The sequence below is a fragment of the Xanthomonas sp. NCPPB 1638 genome, from assembly GCF_041475635.2.
GTDB classification, from domain to species: domain Bacteria; phylum Pseudomonadota; class Gammaproteobacteria; order Xanthomonadales; family Xanthomonadaceae; genus Xanthomonas; species Xanthomonas cucurbitae.
On sequence record NZ_CM192984.1, the window covers coordinates 3,577,499 to 3,594,237 of the forward strand.

Annotated in this window: 16 protein-coding genes; 11 read left to right on the forward strand and 5 right to left on the reverse strand. The window is 66.2% G+C overall.

What is annotated here, in order from left to right; all coding sequences use genetic code 11:
- Nucleotides 1–11: 11 nt before the first annotated feature.
- Nucleotides 12–2,183: a RelA/SpoT family protein gene (locus ACCQ13_RS15490; RefSeq protein ID WP_159407512.1), complete on the reverse strand. Its 2,172-nt coding sequence runs from the start codon at nucleotides 2,181–2,183 to the stop codon at nucleotides 12–14.
- Between the two features lie 192 nt (nucleotides 2,184–2,375).
- On the opposite strand from ACCQ13_RS15490, the gene ACCQ13_RS15495 reads away from it, so the two are divergent.
- From ACCQ13_RS15495 to ACCQ13_RS15505, 3 genes are all read left to right on the forward strand, one after another.
- Nucleotides 2,376–3,074, forward strand: a complete 699-nt coding sequence (locus tag ACCQ13_RS15495; RefSeq protein ID WP_159407513.1) for an HAD family hydrolase — start codon at nucleotides 2,376–2,378, stop codon at nucleotides 3,072–3,074.
- Nucleotides 3,075–3,100: 26 nt separating this feature from the next.
- Nucleotides 3,101–4,054, forward strand: coding sequence for a sugar-binding transcriptional regulator (locus ACCQ13_RS15500; RefSeq protein ID WP_159407514.1), 954 nt, complete (start codon nucleotides 3,101–3,103; stop codon nucleotides 4,052–4,054).
- A 184-nt stretch (nucleotides 4,055–4,238) separates the two neighbouring features.
- A complete protein-coding gene (locus ACCQ13_RS15505) occupies nucleotides 4,239–4,853 on the forward strand; it encodes an ABC transporter substrate-binding protein (protein WP_223214352.1) in 615 nt (204 codons plus the stop codon).
- A gap of 103 nt (nucleotides 4,854–4,956) precedes the next feature.
- Here ACCQ13_RS15505 and ACCQ13_RS15510 read toward each other — a convergent pair whose 3' ends face one another.
- On the reverse strand, nucleotides 4,957–5,940 hold the full coding sequence (locus ACCQ13_RS15510) for an IS5 family transposase (RefSeq protein WP_159406463.1): 984 nt from the start codon (nucleotides 5,938–5,940) through the stop codon (nucleotides 4,957–4,959).
- 49 nt (nucleotides 5,941–5,989) lie between these two features.
- Here ACCQ13_RS15510 and ACCQ13_RS15515 point away from each other — a divergent pair, with 49 nt between their 5' ends.
- The 7 genes from ACCQ13_RS15515 (at nucleotide 5,990) to ACCQ13_RS15545 (ending at nucleotide 13,497) form a co-directional block, all read left to right on the forward strand.
- The gene (locus ACCQ13_RS15515; RefSeq protein WP_338000514.1) at nucleotides 5,990–6,751 is read left to right on the forward strand and encodes an extracellular solute-binding protein; all 762 of its coding nucleotides are present in this window, start codon (nucleotides 5,990–5,992) and stop codon (nucleotides 6,749–6,751) included.
- 91 nt (nucleotides 6,752–6,842) lie between these two features.
- Nucleotides 6,843–8,141, forward strand: coding sequence for a carbohydrate porin (locus tag ACCQ13_RS15520; RefSeq protein WP_159407515.1), 1,299 nt, complete (start codon nucleotides 6,843–6,845; stop codon nucleotides 8,139–8,141).
- A 109-nt stretch (nucleotides 8,142–8,250) separates the two neighbouring features.
- On the forward strand, nucleotides 8,251–9,120 hold the full coding sequence (locus ACCQ13_RS15525; protein ID WP_159407516.1) for a carbohydrate ABC transporter permease: 870 nt from the start codon (nucleotides 8,251–8,253) through the stop codon (nucleotides 9,118–9,120).
- 1 nt (nucleotide 9,121) lies between these two features.
- Complete coding sequence (locus tag ACCQ13_RS15530) at nucleotides 9,122–9,952, forward strand: carbohydrate ABC transporter permease (protein ID WP_159407517.1); 831 nt, start codon at nucleotides 9,122–9,124, stop codon at nucleotides 9,950–9,952.
- Nucleotides 9,953–9,977: 25 nt separating this feature from the next.
- A complete protein-coding gene (locus ACCQ13_RS15535; RefSeq protein WP_159407518.1) occupies nucleotides 9,978–11,000 on the forward strand; it encodes an ABC transporter ATP-binding protein in 1,023 nt (340 codons plus the stop codon).
- Between the two features lie 58 nt (nucleotides 11,001–11,058).
- Nucleotides 11,059–11,832 carry an SDR family NAD(P)-dependent oxidoreductase gene (locus ACCQ13_RS15540; protein WP_064510494.1) on the forward strand — a complete coding sequence of 258 codons (774 nt, stop codon included), beginning with the start codon at nucleotides 11,059–11,061 and terminating at the stop codon, nucleotides 11,830–11,832.
- A 3-nt stretch (nucleotides 11,833–11,835) separates the two neighbouring features.
- Nucleotides 11,836–13,497, forward strand: coding sequence for an FGGY-family carbohydrate kinase (locus tag ACCQ13_RS15545; RefSeq protein WP_159407519.1), 1,662 nt, complete (start codon nucleotides 11,836–11,838; stop codon nucleotides 13,495–13,497).
- A 182-nt stretch (nucleotides 13,498–13,679) separates the two neighbouring features.
- Here the strand turns inward: ACCQ13_RS15545 and rpoZ are convergent, their stop codons facing one another.
- The 3 genes from rpoZ to ACCQ13_RS15560 all read right to left on the reverse strand — a co-directional run bounded on the left by rpoZ (nucleotide 13,680) and on the right by ACCQ13_RS15560 (nucleotide 15,859).
- On the reverse strand, nucleotides 13,680–13,979 hold the full coding sequence (gene rpoZ, locus ACCQ13_RS15550) for a DNA-directed RNA polymerase subunit omega (RefSeq protein ID WP_002812428.1): 300 nt from the start codon (nucleotides 13,977–13,979) through the stop codon (nucleotides 13,680–13,682).
- A gap of 288 nt (nucleotides 13,980–14,267) precedes the next feature.
- Complete coding sequence (gmk, locus tag ACCQ13_RS15555; protein WP_104602529.1) at nucleotides 14,268–14,879, reverse strand: guanylate kinase; 612 nt, start codon at nucleotides 14,877–14,879, stop codon at nucleotides 14,268–14,270.
- 119 nt (nucleotides 14,880–14,998) lie between these two features.
- Nucleotides 14,999–15,859 carry a YicC/YloC family endoribonuclease gene (locus tag ACCQ13_RS15560; RefSeq protein ID WP_159407520.1) on the reverse strand — a complete coding sequence of 287 codons (861 nt, stop codon included), beginning with the start codon at nucleotides 15,857–15,859 and terminating at the stop codon, nucleotides 14,999–15,001.
- Nucleotides 15,860–15,968: 109 nt separating this feature from the next.
- Here ACCQ13_RS15560 and rph point away from each other — a divergent pair, with 109 nt between their 5' ends.
- Nucleotides 15,969–16,694 (forward strand): ribonuclease PH, encoded by a 726-nt coding sequence (gene rph, locus ACCQ13_RS15565; RefSeq protein WP_104602531.1) that lies wholly within the window; start codon nucleotides 15,969–15,971, stop codon nucleotides 16,692–16,694.
- The last annotated feature ends 45 nt before the right edge of the window (nucleotides 16,695–16,739 follow it).

Here is a 16,739-nt window from a genome sequence, read left to right on the forward strand (position 1 = left end):
GGCGATGCGGGTTACTGCCGCCCTACGCTTTGCACCACATGCAGGCGACGCAGCCGGCGCATCACTTCGGCCAGATGGCGGCGGTCGCGCACCTGGATATTGAAGCGCAGCACCGCGGCATTGAAATCGCGGTCCAGATAATCCACGCGTTCGATATTGGACTGGCTCTGCGCAATGGCCGCGGCCAGCTGCGCGAGCACGCCGGTGCGGTTTTCCACCTCGACGATCAGCGCGGTGTCGTAATCGCCACTGACGCTGGAATCCCAATCGATCGGCACCCAGCGCTCGGGCGACTTGCGCAGCTCCGCCAGGTTCGGGCAATCCAGCCGGTGCACCACGATGCCCTTGCCGGCGGTGTGGTAGCCCATGATTTCGTCGCCGGGAATCGGTTGGCAGCAATTGGCGAAGCTGATGACGCCGCGCTCGCTGCCATCGATGAGGATCTTTTCGTGCGAGTGCCTGGAATGCCCGCCACCGCGCAGTTCGGCATAGGCCATCAGCGCCTGCGCGGCCTGGGTGGGCATCCAGTTGCCCAGCGCCACATCGGCCAGCAGCGCTTCCAGGCGCGGGTAACGGTGTTCGTTGAGAAACGCATCCAGCCGGCCCTTGGGCAGGCGCTCCAGCGAGGAGTCCATCGCTTCCAGCGCGCGGTCGAGCATGCGGTGGCCCAGCTGTACCGCATCTTCGTGTTCGAGCTGCTTGAGCTGGTGGCGGATCGCGGTGCGCGCCTTGCTGCTGACCACAAATTCCAGCCACTGCGGCTTGGGCGTGGCCGAGCGCGCGGTGATGATCTCCACCGCCTGCCCGCTGACCAGCTTGGTCCGCAGCGGCACCAGCTTCTTGTCCACGCGCGAGGCCACCGCGCGGTTGCCCACGTCGGTATGCACCGCATAGGCAAAATCCAGCGCGGTGGAATTGCGCGGTAGCGCCAGGATCTTGCCCTTGGGCGTGAACAGGTAGACCTCGTCCGGGAACAGATCCACCTTGACGTTGTCCAGGAACTCAAGCGACGAACCGGCCGCGCGTTGCGAGTCGATCAGCTCCACGATCCAGTCGTGCGCACGGCTCTGCGCGCTGTTGGGCGCGGCCGAACCCACCTTGTAGGTCCAGTGCGCGGCCACGCCGCGCTCGGCGATCAGGTCCATCTCTTCGGTACGGATCTGCACCTCGATCGGCGAGCCGTACGGCCCGAACAACACCGTGTGCAGCGACTGGTAGCCATTGGCCTTGGGGATCGCGATGAAATCGCGGAAGCGCCCGTCCAGCGGCTTGAAACTGGCATGCACCGCGCCCAGTGCGTGGTAGCAATCGGCCACCGTACGCACCACCAGGCGGAAGCCGAACACGTCCATCACCTGGTCGAAGGACTTGTTCTCCTCGTGCATCTTCGAATAGATGCTCCACGGCGTCTTGATACGGCTGACCAGGCGGTGTTCCAGCCCTTCCCTGGCCAGCCGCTGCGACAGCTGCACTTCCACCTGTGCCATCGATTCGCGCCGCACCACCGGCTGGCTGCGGATGTGTTTTTCGATGATGGCGTGGCGCCACGGATACAGCGCGCGGAAGCCCAGGTTCTGCAGCTCGGACTTGATGAGGCTCATGCCCAGGCGCTGGGCGATGGGCGCGTAGATCTCCAGCGTTTCGCGTGCGATGCGCCCGCGTGCCTCGGTGCTTTGCGCGCCCAGCGTGCGCATGTTGTGCAGGCGGTCGGCCAGCTTGATCATGATGACGCGCAAATCGCGCGACATCGCCAGCAGCATCTTGCGGAAGCTTTCGGCCGCCGCTTCCTGGCGGTCGCGGAACTTGAGCTTGTCCAGCTTGGTGACGCCATCCACCAGCTCGGCCACCGCTTCGCCGAATTCGGAGGCCAGCTCTTCGCGCGTCAGCGGGGTGTCTTCAATGGTGTCGTGCAGGATCGCGGCGATCAGCGATTCCATGTCCAGGCCCAGCTCGGCCAGCACCCTGGCCACGGCCACCGGGTGGGTGATATAGGGCTCGCCGGACTTGCGGGTCTGGCCGGCATGCGCGGTGGCGCCCACTTCCCAGGCACGGCGCAGGATCGGCAGCTGCTCCTTGGGCAGGTAGCTGGCAGCGCGCTCGAAGTGCAGAACGTAATCTGGAATCGCCGGGTCGGAGGGCGGGGATTTCGCCATGCTCGCCTGGGCAGTGGGGCCTGGGTTCATGGCGGAAGACTATGCCAGTGGCCGGTTTGCGGCAATGCGGCAGGTGAACGCGCAAGCACGCCATGGGCAGCGGCACAGGCGGCCCATGCCCGGCACAGCGGCGCAACGCCGCCCTGCGCCATTGCCCGCTTCAAGCCACATTTGCCCGGGCGCTATACTCCAGGCCCATTGACCGTTGCGAGACGCTGATCTATGCATGCTCCACCGGGCCTTGTCATCTTCGACTGCGACGGCGTGCTGGTCGACAGCGAGCCACTCGCCTGCGCCGTGCTGTCGCAGACCCTGCAACGGCACGGCGTGGACATGGACGCTGCGGCAGTCAAGCAGCGCTTTCTCGGGCGCAGCCTGGCCAGTGTGCGTGCGCATGCCCAGACGCTGGCAATCGCCTTGCCCGACACCTTCGAGCCCGATCTCAATACCGAACTGCTGGCGCGCCTGCGCAGCGAACTGCAGCCGGTGCCCGGCGTGGCCGCGCTGCTGGAAGCGCTGGACCGGCCGCTGTGCGTGGCCTCGTCCAGTCATCTGGAACGGGTCCGGCTGTGCCTGCAGGTCACCGGCCTTGCGCGCTACTTCGGCCCGCATCTGTACACCGCCGAGCGCGTGGCGCACGGCAAGCCGGCGCCGGACCTGTTCCTGTTCGCCGCCGACGGCATGCAGGTTGCACCCCGCAGTTGCCTGGTGATCGAAGACAGCTCCAGCGGTCTGCAGGCGGCCCGCGCGGCCGGCATGCAAGGCTGGGGATTCACCGGTGGCAGCCATCACGGCGCCACGGCCGACGCCGCAGCATCGCTGGCCATGGCCGGTGCGGTGCGCGTGTTCGACAGCATGGCGGCCGTGTCCGCTGCGTTGGATGCCGCCGGCTGCGTACGCCCGGGCACTGCGTTAGGCTGAGACGTCCACGCGTCCACATGTGAAAGATGGCCAACTCCGACAGCGACACCACGCGACTCGACGCCGCTGCCCGTGCCGGCTGGCTGTACTACATCGCAGGCAACACCCAGGACGAAATCGCCCGCAAGCTCAAGGTCTCGCGTGCCACTGCGCAACGGCTGGTGTCGTTGTGCCTGAGCCAGCGCCTGATTACCTTTCGCCTGGAACACCCGATCGCCGCCTGCATGGATCTGGCCGCGCAGTTGCAGGATCGCTTCGGCATCGACTATTGCGAAGTGGCGCCTACCGATCCGGCCGACCCGGGCCTGGTCACCGGCGTGGCCGAACGTGCCGCAGCGCTGCTGGAATCCACACTGCGCAGCGACACCCCGAGCATCATCGGCATCGGCACCGGCCGTTCGATGCGTGCGGCGGTGGAGCGGATTCCGGCGATGCAGACGCGCAATCATCAGCTGGTGTCGCTGGTCGGCAATATCTCCCCGGACGGCTCGGCGAGCCCGTTCGATGCGGTGGCGCGGCTGGCCGACCTGACCGGCGCCCAGCACTATCCGATGCCGCTGCCGGTGTTCCTGTCCTCGCAGACCGAGCGCAAGAGCCTGCTGGGTATCGAGGTGGTGCGCAGGGTGCGTGCCATCGCCGACAAGGCCGATCTGCGCCTGGTCGGTGTCGGGCAACTGGACCAGACCGCCCCGCTGCATGTGGACGGCTTCATCAGCCGGACCGAGCTGCTGGAACTGATCCGCCTGGGCGCCGTGGGCGAGATCATCGGCTGGGCCATCAATGCCGACGGCGAGATCATCGACGGCGGCAGCAACCTGCGCCTGACCAGCATGCCGCACAGCGTGCCGTCGCGCAGCCTGACCATCGGCGTGGCCGCAGGCACGGTCAAGGTAGGGCCGATCAAGGCCGCCTTGAAGGGCCGCATCCTCAATGGCCTGATCACCGACGAGCACACCGCCAAGGCCTTGCTCGCGGGCTGAGTCACGCCCGCGCGCAGCAACGCAAGACGGTTCATTCGTGGGGTTTTCATCCAGCTGCGGGCGCCCCCGGCGTGCGCGGCGATGCTGCGTTGCACGATCGAAAGTGCTTTACAGCGCGCTGGCAGCGTGGGCATATGCACATCACACGGGCATTTGCTCAACCAACCTCGACCGAGGCATCGGTATGAACACTTCGATCAATCTGCTGATCTGCGTGGGACTGGGCGCCGCACTTGCCGGCTGCGGCGGTGGCGGACAGCCGGACGGCACTGCGGCGGCCAGGCAGGACACGCTGGTGATCGCCACCGTCAACAACGGCGACATGATCCGCATGCAGAAGCTCACCGCCGACTTCACCGCCAAGCATCCGGACATCAAGCTGGAGTGGGTGACGCTGGAGGAAAACGTGCTGCGCCAGCGCGTGACCACCGACATCGCCACCAAGGGCGGGCAATTCGATGTCCTGACCATCGGCACCTACGAGGTGCCGATCTGGGCCGAGCGCGGTTGGCTCAAGCCACTGACCTTCGACGCCGGCTACGACGTGGACGACCTGATGCCGCAGATCCGCGATGCGGTCAGCGACAAGGGCAAGCTGTACGCAGCGCCGTTCTACGCCGAAGGCTCGATGCTGATGTATCGCACCGACCTGCTGCAGAAGGCCGGCCTGCAGATGCCGGCGCAGCCGTCATGGAGTTTCGTGGCCGATGCCGCGCGCAAGCTCACTGACAAGCAGAACGGCGTATACGGCATCTGCCTGCGCGGCAAGGCCGGCTGGGGCGAGAACAGGATTGTCTGATCAACGCAGCCAGGAGACGGAAAAAGCCGTCCTGGGTCGCGTAAAACTCGTTCAAACCTTCGATTTTCGCCGTTTTCAGCGCATTTCCGAGGGTTTCCCCGGATTACAGACGCAACTCGGCCATCGCAGGCAATAAGTGCTTTCGCTTCTGCCACAGGTTCGACAGCGCAAACAGCGTCAACACCTGCGCGGTGTTCTTCGCCAAACCGCGATAGCGCACCTTGACGTAGCCGAACTGGCGTTTTATCACGCGGAACGGATGCTCCACCTTCGCCCGCAAGCTGGCCTTGGTGTGCTCCCAACGCTTTGCCCGCTTCAACGCGCGTTTGTTCTTGATCTGCTTCAACTTCGAGCGCTTTTCTGCGATCAGGTAGCGCAGCTTGCCCTTGCCTGCCATTTCCTCGCGCTTGTCCAGTCCGGTGTAGCCGCTGTCCCCGCTCACCGTGTCTTCCTTGCCGTGCAGCAGTTTGTGCGCCTGCGTGACGTCCGCCGCGTTGGCCGCCGTGCATTCCACGTGGTGCACCAACCCGGACTCATCATCCACGCCAATGTGCGCTTTCATCCCGAAGTAGTACTGGTTGCCCTTCTTGGTCTGGTGCATTTCCGGATCGCGTTCGCCCTGCTTGTTCTTGGTCGAACTGGGCGCAGCAATGATCGTGGCATCCACGATCGTGCCACCACGCAAGCTCTGGCCCTTGCGTGACAGATGCGCGTTCACTCGATCAAACAGCTTGCGTGCCAAGTCGTGCTGTTCCAGCAGATGCCGAAAGTTGAGAATCGTGGTCTCATCGGGCACCCCATCCAGGCCGCCGATCTTCGCAAAACGCCGCATCGACAACGTGTCGTACAACGCCTCTTCTGCCCCAGGGTCGCTCAGCGCATACCACTGCTGCAGAAAGTGAATCCGCAGCATCGTTTCCAGTCGATACGGCTGTCGACCAGGCTGGCCCGACTTGGGATAGTGCGGTTCGATCAGCGCCAGCAAGGCCTTCCAAGGCACCACCTGATCCATCTCGGCCAGGAACACCTCCCGCCGTGTTCGCTTGCGCTTGCCGTTGTACTCCGCGTCGCCAAAGCTCAGTTGCATCGAAATCGTCCGCTTGGGTCGTCGGTTAATTGTCGCAGATCAGGCTGCTTTGTTCAGAGCGTCCAACATGGCCTTGATCAGCGCAATGGGCAACGCCTTCGGTGCGCGCTGGTTCGATGAGCAGTGGAAGCCGCAGTTCGACCAGCCGGAATGGAAAGCCGCACTTCAGACCTACGTGGATGTCATGAAGCAGGCCGGCCCGCCCGGCGCGGCCTCCAACGGCTTCAACGAGAATCTGGCGCTGTTCAACGCCGGCAAGTGCGCCATGTGGGTGGATGCCACGGTGGCGGCATCGTTCATCAGCAACCCGAGCGAATCCAAGGTGGCCGACAAGGTCGGCTTCGCGCCTGCGCCGGATGCCGGCAAGGGCAAGACCACCGGTTGGCTATGGGCCTGGAATCTGGCGATCCCGGCCAGTTCCAAGAAGACGGACAAGGCGCAGACCTTCATCGCCTGGGCCACCGGCAAGCACTACATCGACCTGGTCGCCGACAAGGACGGTTGGGTCAATGTACCGCCGGGCACGCGTCAATCGCTGTATGCCAACCCCGAGTATCTGAAGGCCGCGCCGTTCGCCAAGCCGACCCTGGCCGCCATCCAGGGCGCCGATACCCATCACCCCGCCGTCAAGCCGGTGCCCTATGTCGGTGTGCAGTACGTGGCCATCCCGGAATTCCAGTCGATCGGCACCACGGTCGGCCAGCAGTTCTCTGCGGCGCTCACCGGCTCGGTCAGCGTGGACGACGCGCTGAAAAACGCCCAGGCCAGCACCGAGCGCGAAATGCTGCGCGCCGGCTACCCGAAGAAGTAACGCCTACCTTTCCGTGCGGCACCGCCGCACGGCCTGGAGACCGCTGCACGCTCGGCGCAGGCGCGCCGGGCCTCATCACGCGAGGCAATCGATGAAGATCAGGCACACCCTTGCTGCGCTGCCGACCCTGGCCGCCAGCCTGCTCTGCGCCCCCGCGCAGGCCGCCGATGCATTCGACCCGGGCAAGCATATCGGCGGCGACTGGGGCGGGGCGCGCAGCGCACTCGCCGAACAGGGCGTGGAATTCAAGCTGGCCCATTTCAGCCAGACCGCGCATAACCTCTCCGGCGGGGAACGCGAGACCACCGCCTACGCCGATCAGTTCTTTCTTGGCGGCTACTTCGACCTGGACAGGCTCTGGGGCTGGACCGGCGCCGACTTCAAGCTGGAGATCACCAACCGCAACGGCGACCTGATCAACACCAAGGCCGGCATTCCCACCCTGTTGCAGGCACAGCAGATCTTCGGCCGCGGCCCGGTCACGCGCCTGACCCAGTTCTCGCTGACCCAGCGCCTGCTCGACGACCGCCTGTCGCTGAAGGCCGGCCGCATCTACCCCAGCGCGGACTTCTTTGCGTTGAACTGCAACTTCCAGCACCTGAGTTTCTGCAGCGGCGGCTCGTCCAACACCATCAGCAACAACTGGTATGGCGATCCGCTCAGTGCCTGGGGCGGCGTGGTCACCTTCAGCCCGGACAAGCGCTGGTTCTTCCGCGTCGGCGGCTACGATGCCAACCCGCAGAACCGCTCCACCGACCAGGGCCTGAAACTGCGCACCTCCGGCGACGACCACGGCACGCTGATGGTGGCCGAAGTGGAATTCAAACCCGACTACGGCAATGGCCTGGATGGCGACTACCGCATCGGTGCAGTGCGCAACAGCAACGATCAACCGCGGGTCTACAACCAGATCGGCCTACCCACCAGCCTGAGCGCGAGCCCGGCCACGTTGCAGGACACCGATCGCGCGTTCTACGCCAACGTCGAGCAGCAACTCACCAGCAATGGGGAAGGCGGCGGCCTGCGCATGTTCGCCAGCATCATCGATGCCGACGACGAGGTCAGCACGGTGGGCCAGGTCGTTGCACTCGGCGCGTTCTGGAAGGGCGTGTTTCCCGCGCGGCCGAACGACCGCATCGGCCTGGCATTCGGCCGCAATGCACTCAGCGACCGGTTGCGCAGCGCCCAGCGTGCCTACAACCAGCGCCTGCCGAGCGGCGCGGGCGCGATCGACGTGCAGCGTTACGAATACCCGATCGAGCTCAATTACAACATTCCGCTCAGCCGCGGCATCGAGATCATGCCCAGCGTCCAATACATCCGGCATCCGGGCGGGCGCGATGTCGATCACGCCACCCTGCTCGGCCTGCAGGTCAGCCTGAACTTCTAGTCGCGCAGCGCCTGGCCGCCGCCTGCATACGCGCGGCGGGCCAGATCGCTCCAACGTCGGTCGCGCACCGTCATGCGCGAGCCTCGCCGCCCCTGCAATGGACCTTCCGATGGCCACGCAGCAAACCCAACGCCTCGCCCGCTTCCTGATCGCGCCGTCGATCCTGCTCTTGCTGGCGTGGATGATCGTGCCGCTGGCGATGACAGTATGGTTCTCCACACTGCATTACGACCTGCTCAACCCGGACAAGACCTTCGTCGGGCTGGGCAACTTCCGCTACTTCCTGAGCAACCCTGCCTTCCTATCCTCGCTCGGCAACACCTTGCTGCTGGTCGGCTCGGTGCTGGCGATCACTGCCGGATGCGGCGTGCCGATCGCCTTGCTGCTCGACCAGGCGTTCGTGGGCCGGCGCGTCGTGCGCCTGTTGCTGATCGCCCCGTTCTTCGTGATGCCCACGGTCAGCGCGCTGATCTGGAAGAACCTGCTGATGCACCCGGTTTCCGGCTTGCTGGCCTGGCTCTGGCAGTCGCTGGGGCTGACGCCGATCGACTGGTTCACCCAATACCCGATGCTGTCGATCATCCTGATCGTGGCCTGGCAGTGGCTGCCGTTCTCGGTGCTGATCCTGTTGACCGCGCTGCAATCGCTGGACGAAGAACAGCAGGAAGCGGCATTGATGGATGGTGCCGGTGTGTTCGACCGCTTCTTTCATCTCACGTTGCCGCATCTTGCGCGCCCGCTGACCATCGTGGTGCTGATCGAAACGATCTTCCTGCTGACGGTATTCGTGGAGATCTACGTCACCACCGGCGGTGGCCCGGGCATGCAGACCACCAACCTGGCCTACCTGATCTATTCGCAGGCGCTACTGCAGTACGACGTCGGCGCTGCATCCGCTGGCGGCCTGATCGCGGTGGTGCTGGCCAACCTGGCGGCGATCTTCCTGGTCCGCATCGTCGGCAAGAACCTGGAGACCTGAGATGGCCCGTCGCGCGCCCGCCATGCAAGTGCTTGCCACCACCATCACCGCCTGGGTGGTGGGTGGGGTGATGTTCTTCCCGATCCTGTGGATGTTGCTGACCAGCTTCAAGAGCGAGATCGATGCATTTTCCACTCCGCCCAGTTTCCTGTTCTTCCACTGGACGCTGGAAAACTACGCCGCCGTACAGGCCCGCAGCGATTACCTCGGGCATGCGTGGAATTCGGTGGTGGTGGCGCTAGGCTCCACGTTGATCGCGCTGGCGATTGCCATCCCCGCGGCCTGGTCGATGGCATTCGCACCGACCCGGCACACCCGCAGCATCCTGCTGTGGATGCTGTCGACCAAGATGCTGCCGCCGGTGGGCGTGCTGGTACCGATCTACCTGCTGTACCGCGACTGGGGCCTGCTGGACACCCAGCTCGGCCTGGTGATCGTGCTGTGCTTGGGCAACCTGCCGATCATGGTGTGGATGCTGTTCAACTACTTCAAGGACATCCCCAAGGACATCCTGGAAGCGGCGCGCATGGACGGCGCCACCATCGGCAAGGAGATCCTCTACATCCTGGCACCGATGGCGGTACCCGGCATCGCCTCCTCGCTGCTGCTCAACGTGATCCTGGCCTGGAACGAGGCGTTCTGGTCGCTGAATCTGTCCTCGTCCAAGGCCGCGCCGTTGACCGCCTTCATCGCGTCCTATTCGAGCCCGGAAGGCCTGTTCTGGGCCAAGTTGTCGGCTGCCTCGACCATGGCGATCGCACCGATCCTGGTGCTGGGCTGGTTCTGCCAGAAGCAACTGGTGCGCGGGCTGACCTTCGGCGCCGTGAAATAACTCACTACAACGCAACAGGTAGTTCATGGGACGCATCACGCTGCAAGCTGTCAGCAAATCCTTCGGCGACACGCAGGTCATCCACGGTGCCGACCTGGAGATCGACGACGGCAAGTTCGTGGTCTTCGTCGGCCCGTCCGGCTGCGGCAAGACCACCTTGTTGCGGCTGATCGCCGGGCTGGAAGACGTCAGCAGCGGGCGCATCCTGATCGATGGCGAAGATGTCACCAGGCTGCCGCCGGCCCGGCGCGGGCTGTCGATGGTGTTCCAGTCGTATGCGCTGTATCCGCATATGAGCGTGCGCAAGAACATCGCCTTCGGGCTGAAGATGGCGCGCGTACCCAAGGCCGAGATCGAGCGGCGAGTGGCGCAGGCCGCCACCGTGCTCAACCTCACCGACTATCTGGACCGCAGGCCAGGCCAGTTGTCTGGCGGCCAGCGCCAGCGCGTGGCGATCGGCCGCGCCATCGTGCGCGAACCCAAGGGCTTCCTGTTCGACGAGCCGCTGTCCAACCTGGATGCCGCCTTGCGCGTGCAGATGCGCCTGGAAGTCACCCGCCTGCAGAAACAACTCAGGACCACCGCGGTCTACGTCACCCACGATCAGGTCGAGGCGATGACCATGGCCGACGAGATCGTGGTGCTGCAGGCCGGGCGCATCGAGCAGATCGGCACGCCGCTGGAACTCTACGAGCGCCCGGCCAATGTGTTCGTGGCCGGCTTCATCGGCTCCCCGCGCATGAACCTGCTGCAGGGCGAGGTGGCCGCGCGCCATGGCGCGGTCACGCTCGGCGTGCGTCCGGAACATATCGCCGTGCATCGCGGCAGTGCCCCGGCCACTGCCGGCGGCGAAGCCTGGCAGGGCAGCGTACTCCAGGCCGAACACCTGGGCAGCGACACCTTCGTCTACGTGGAGATCCCCGGCGTGGGCACCGTGGATGCGCGCTGCACCGGCGACCTGCGCGTTGCCGTGGGCGACACCGTCACCTTGCTACCCGACCCGCAGCACCTGCATCGCTTCGACGCCGGCCAGCAGGCCATGCGCTGAGCGCTGCAGCGTTCACCCCTTCCCTCCCCCACATTCAAGACCCAGCAGGAGACAGGCGATGTATCTGGACAAGTTCAAACTCGATGGCCGCGTGGCGGTCGTCACCGGCGGCGGCCGCGCGATCGGCCTGGCCATCTGCGATGCACTGGCCGAAGCAGGCGCCAAGGTGGTGATTGCCGACCACGACATCGCCGTGGCCGAGCAAGGTCTGGCCACCCTGCGCAGCAAGGGCCTGGATGCGGAGATCGTGCAGATGGACGTCACCGATTCGGCGCGCGTGACCCAGGTGGCCGACGAGCTGCACGCCAGGTTCGGCAAGGTCGACATCCTGGTCAACAACGCCGGCATCGCGCGCAGCCAGACCCCGGCCGAAACCGTCACCGACGAGCACTGGCTCAATGTCATCGACGTCAACCTCAACGGCACCTTCTGGTGCTGCCGCGCCTTCGGCAAGCACATGCTGGACGGCGGCGATGGCGCCATCGTCAATGTCGGTTCGATGTCCGGCTTCATCGTCAACAAGCCGCAGGCGCAGGCGTACTACAACGCCTCCAAGGCGGCGGTGCACCACCTGACCAAATCGCTGGCCGCCGAATGGGGCAGCCGCGGCGTGCGCGTCAACGCGGTGGCGCCGACCTATATCGCCACGCCCTTGAACGCCTTCGTCAAGGAAGACCCGGCGATGTACGCCGCCTGGATCGGCGGTACGCCGATGGGGCGACTGGGCGAAGTGGAAGAAATTGCCTCGGTCGCACTGTTCCTGGCGTCCCCCGCCGCCAGCCTGATGACCGGCAGTATCGTGCTGGCCGACGGCGGCTATACCTGCTGGTAGGCCATGTCTTCGACCAACAATGCCGTGTTCATCGCCGTGGACGTGGGCACCGGCAGCGCGCGCGCCGGGCTGTTCGACGCGCGCGGCGATCTGCTCGGCAGCGCGCGCCATCCCATCCAGACCTGGTATTTGCCCGGGGATATGGTCGAGCAATCGTCCACGGATATCTGGCAGGCCTGCGTGCAGGCGATCCGCGCGGCGGTGGCGCACGCCGGCGTGGAGGCCGCGCAGGTGGCCGGGATTGGCTTCGACGCCACCTGTTCGTTGGTGGCGGTGGCTGCCGACGGCGGGCCGGTGTGCATCAGCCCCGACGGCCAGGCCGATCGCGACGTGATCGTGTGGATGGACCACCGCGCCGTCACCCAGGCCGACCACATCAACGCCACCGGCGACCCGGTACTGCGTTATGTCGGCGGGCAGATCTCGCCGGAAATGCAGATCCCCAAGCTGCTCTGGCTCAAGCAGCATCTGCCCGACAGCTATGCGCGCGCCGCGCATCTGTTCGACCTGGCCGACTGGCTGAGCTGGCGTGCCACCGGCAGCACCGAACGCTCGCTGTGCACGGTCACCTGCAAATGGACCTATGTGCAGCATGCCGGCGGCTGGAGCCCGGCCTTCTTCGAACGCATCGGCATGGCCGAGTTGCTCGACCAGGACGCCGCGCGGATCGGCAGCCGGATCGTCGCGCCGGGCACCGCGCTGGGCCAGGGGCTGACACGCACGGCGGCCGACGAACTGGGTCTGCAGGCCGGGATCGCGGTGGGCGCGGCCTTGATCGATGCGCATGCCGGCGCCGTCGGCACCCTCGCCAGCCCCGCCGCGGACGGCCAGCCGGTGCCACTCACCGCGCGCGCAGCCTACATCCTGGGCACCTCGGCCTGCGTGCTGGTGAGCACGCAGGCCGCGTGCTTCACGCCCGGCGTCTGGGGGCCATATGACGCGGCCCTGGTACCGGGGCTGTGGCTCAACGAAGGCGGGCAGTCTGCGGCCGGCGTGGCGATCAACACGCTGGTGCGCTCGCATCCGGGCTATGCCGACGCCAGCGCGCAGGCCACGGCGGCCGGGCTGGATGTCCTGCAGTGGCTGGAGCAACGCATCCTGGCGCAGGCGCGAACGCCCTCGCACGCCGCCTTGCGCGCGCACGGGCTGCACGTGCTGCCGGACTACCTGGGCAACCGCTCGCCCGCCGCCGACCCCACTGCCCGGGCAGTGATCGTCGGGCTCGGCATCGACCACGATCTCGATGGCCTGGAGGCGCTGTATATCGCGGGCATCTGCGGACTGGGCTACGGGCTGGCCGACATCCTCGACGCACTGCGCGCGCAAGGCGTGTGCATCGACAGCGTCATCATGAGCGGTGGGGCAAGCCATAGCCGGCTGGTACGCCAACTTATGGCCGACGCCTGCGGCATCCGGATGGAAGTGGCCGCCACGGCCGAGCCGGTGCTGCTGGGCAGCGCGATGCTGGCAGCGGTGGCCAGCGGTGCGTATACCGACCTGCCAGCGGCAATGGCGGCAATGAGCGCACTGGGCGCCGGCACCACACCAACGCCGGCAGGCATCGCACGTTTCCACGCGGCAAAACGCCGCGGCTACAGCGCCATGCAGGCGCTGGAACGCGCGCTACGCAGCGAGATGGCGCAGCTGCCGACGACCGCTGCCTGAGAACAGGCCTCCGCTCGTCCAACCGCGCCGGGCTGCGGCGGGGTCCGCGTAGCGAGCACCAGGCGTACGCAACAACATCCGGCACGCACGCCGCCGCCCCGATACGCAACCGGCCCGCACAGGGCGGGCCGGTTGCAGATCGCTTGCCAACCACGCGCTGCGCGGCGGCCATGCAGCGACGATCAGTCGTCGTTCTTGGACATGTCTTCGTCGGCGACCACTTCGGCGGCGGCCCATTCCAGCGCTTCGCGCTCGGCACGCTCGCGTTCGGCCTTCTCGACTTCATCGATCAGCGCATTGTCGATCCGGCGCGCGGCGATTTCGCGCAGTGCCATCACGGTGGGCTTGTCGCTGGCGTCGGCGTTCTCGATCAGCGGCTGCACGCCGTTGGCGAGCTGACGGGCGCGCTTGGAGGCCATCATGACCAGCTCGAAACGGTTGTTCACGACTTCCAGGCAATCTTCTACGGTAATGCGGGCCATGCGGGCTCCCGGCGACCAGCACTGGCCGCGCATCGAATGAGGGAAAGGGGGCGGAGTGTACGCCTGCGCCGCAGCCCGGGCAACCGGCCGCCGCTCGGTTACCTTTGAAATCAGCAACTTGGGCCAGCGCCACCGCCCCATTTCAGCGCCTTGATGCGCAGAACGACACCCCGGCTCCAGCGCGTGCGCCGCTTGGATGCCGCCGCGTGCCGATCGCCACCCTGCCCACTGCGGCCCGGCACGCCGGCCACGCGACGACCCGATCACCGCGCCACGTGCCCTTGGTCGTTACTCCAGCAGCGCCTGGATCAGCCCCGCATGCCGCTGCTGCTGCGCCTGCCGACGCAAGCGGCTGGCGGTGAAGATGGCGCACATCTCCGCCACGGCGGTATCGAAGGTTTCGTTGATGATGACGTAGTCGAATTCTTCGAAATGCAGCATCTCTTCGCGCGCGGCCGCCAGGCGCTGCGCCATCACGTCCTCGCTGTCCTGGCCGCGCTTGCGCATGCGCTCGTCCAGCGCCTGCCGCGACGGCGGCAGGATGAACACGCTCACCGCATCGGGCACCTTCTGCCGCACCTGGCGCGCGCCCTGCCAGTCGATCTCCAGCAGCACGTCATGGCCGGCGGCCAGCTGCGGCTCCACCGACTGCCGTGCGGTGCCCTTCCAGTCGCCGTGCACCAGCGCGTACTCGAAAAAATCACCCGCTTCGATCATGCCCTGGAACTCGTCGGCGGACACGAAATGGTAGTGCTCGGCATGCCGTTCGCCCGGCCGCGGCGCGCGCGAGGTGAACGAGATCGACAAGGCGATCTTCGGGTCGCGTGCCAGGGTGGCGTTGACGATGCTGCTCTTGCCGGCGCCCGAGGGGGCCGCAACGATATAGAGAGTGCCGCGCATTTTAGGGAATAGGGAGTCGAGAATAGGGAATGGGGCACCGCGCCAAGCAAGCAGGCCAGGGGTGAATCGTACCTGCTTTGACGATTCCCCATTCCCCATTCCCGATTGCCTATTCCCGGCTATTCGATGTTCTGCACCTGCTCGCGGATCTGGTCGATCAACACCTTCAGCTCCACTGCGGCGTTGGAGGTGCGGCTGTCCACCGACTTGGAGCCGAGCGTATTGGCCTCGCGGTTGAACTCCTGCAGCAGGAAATCCAGGCGGCGGCCGACCGGTTCGCGTTGCGTGAGCACGCGGCGGATCTCTCCGATGTGGCTGGACAGCCGGTCCAGCTCCTCGTCCACATCGAGTTTCTGCAGCCACAGCACCAGTTCCTGCTCGGCACGGCCCGGGTCTACCGGATGCGGCAGGTCGGCCAGGCGTGCGGCCAGCTTGGCGCGCTGGCCTTCGCGGATCACCGGGATCAGGCTGCGCACCTCGGCGGCGATGCGCTCGATCGCATCCACCCGCTCACTGATCGCCTCGGCCAGCTTGGCGCCCTCACGCTCGCGTGCACTGACGAAGCCGTCCACCACCTCGTCCAGCAGCGCCAGCGCCTGCGCCTGCAGGGCCGGCGCATCGACATCCTGCACCTGCAGCACGCCGGGCAGCTGCAGCAGCTCGGTGAAGCCCACCTGCAGCCTTGGGAAGCTCGCGTCCAGGCGCGTGGCCAGCGCCCCCAGTTCCTGCAGCAGCGCCTCGTTCACCGCCAGGGTCTGCGCGTTGTCCGGCGCGCGCAGGCGCAGCGTCAGGTCCAGCTTGCCGCGGCTGTTCCTGGCCGCCACGCGCTCGCGCAGCAACGGCTCCAGCGCACGCAATTCCTCCGGCAGGCGCGTGCCCACTTCCAGAAAGCGGTGGTTGACCGAGCGCAGCTCGCAGCCGAGCGTGCCCCAGGGCGTGATGCGTTCGCCGCCGGCAAACGCGGTCATGCTTCGGATCATCGTCAATCCCGTTCCATCAAAGCGCGAATGGTACCCTAGCCGCCCTTGCCAGCTGCCTGCACGCTGCGCAGTGGCGACCTGACAACCTCCCGACTTCCGGACTCATCGCATGACCTTTTCCCGTCCCAGCGGCCGCACGGCCGATCAGCTGCGCCCGGTGCGCATCGAACGCTCCTTCACCCGCCACGCCGAAGGCTCGGTGCTGGTGAGCTTCGGCGACACCCGCGTGCTGTGCACCGCCAGCGTGGAAAACCGCGTGCCGGGGTTCCTGCGCGGCAAGGGCGAAGGCTGGGTCACCGCCGAATACGGCATGCTGCCGCGCTCCACCCACACCCGTTCCGACCGCGAAGCCGCACGCGGCAAGCAAGGCGGCCGCACGCTGGAAATCCAACGCCTGATCGGCCGCGCATTGCGCGCCTGCGTGGAACGCAATGCGCTGGGCGAGCGCACCATCACCCTGGACTGCGACGTGTTGCAGGCCGATGGCGGCACCCGCACCGCAGCCATCACCGGTGCCTATGTGGCACTAGCCGATGCGGTGAACCTGCTGCTCAAGCGTGGCGACATCAAGAAGCACCCGCTGATCGGCGCGGTGGCGGCAGTGTCGGTGGGCATCTACCGCGGCGAGCCGGTGCTGGACCTGGATTACCCGGAAGACAGCGACTGCGACACCGACATGAACGTGGTGATGAACGACGGCGGTGGATTCATCGAGCTGCAGGGCACCGCCGAAGGCCACGCCTTCCGTCGCGAAGAACTCGATGCGCTGCTGTCGCTGGCCGAAAAAGGCATGGGCGAGCTGTTTGCGCTGCAACGCGCCGCGCTGGCCGGATGAAGTGGCGTATCGCCCTGACCACGCTGTACGACACGGCGTGGGATC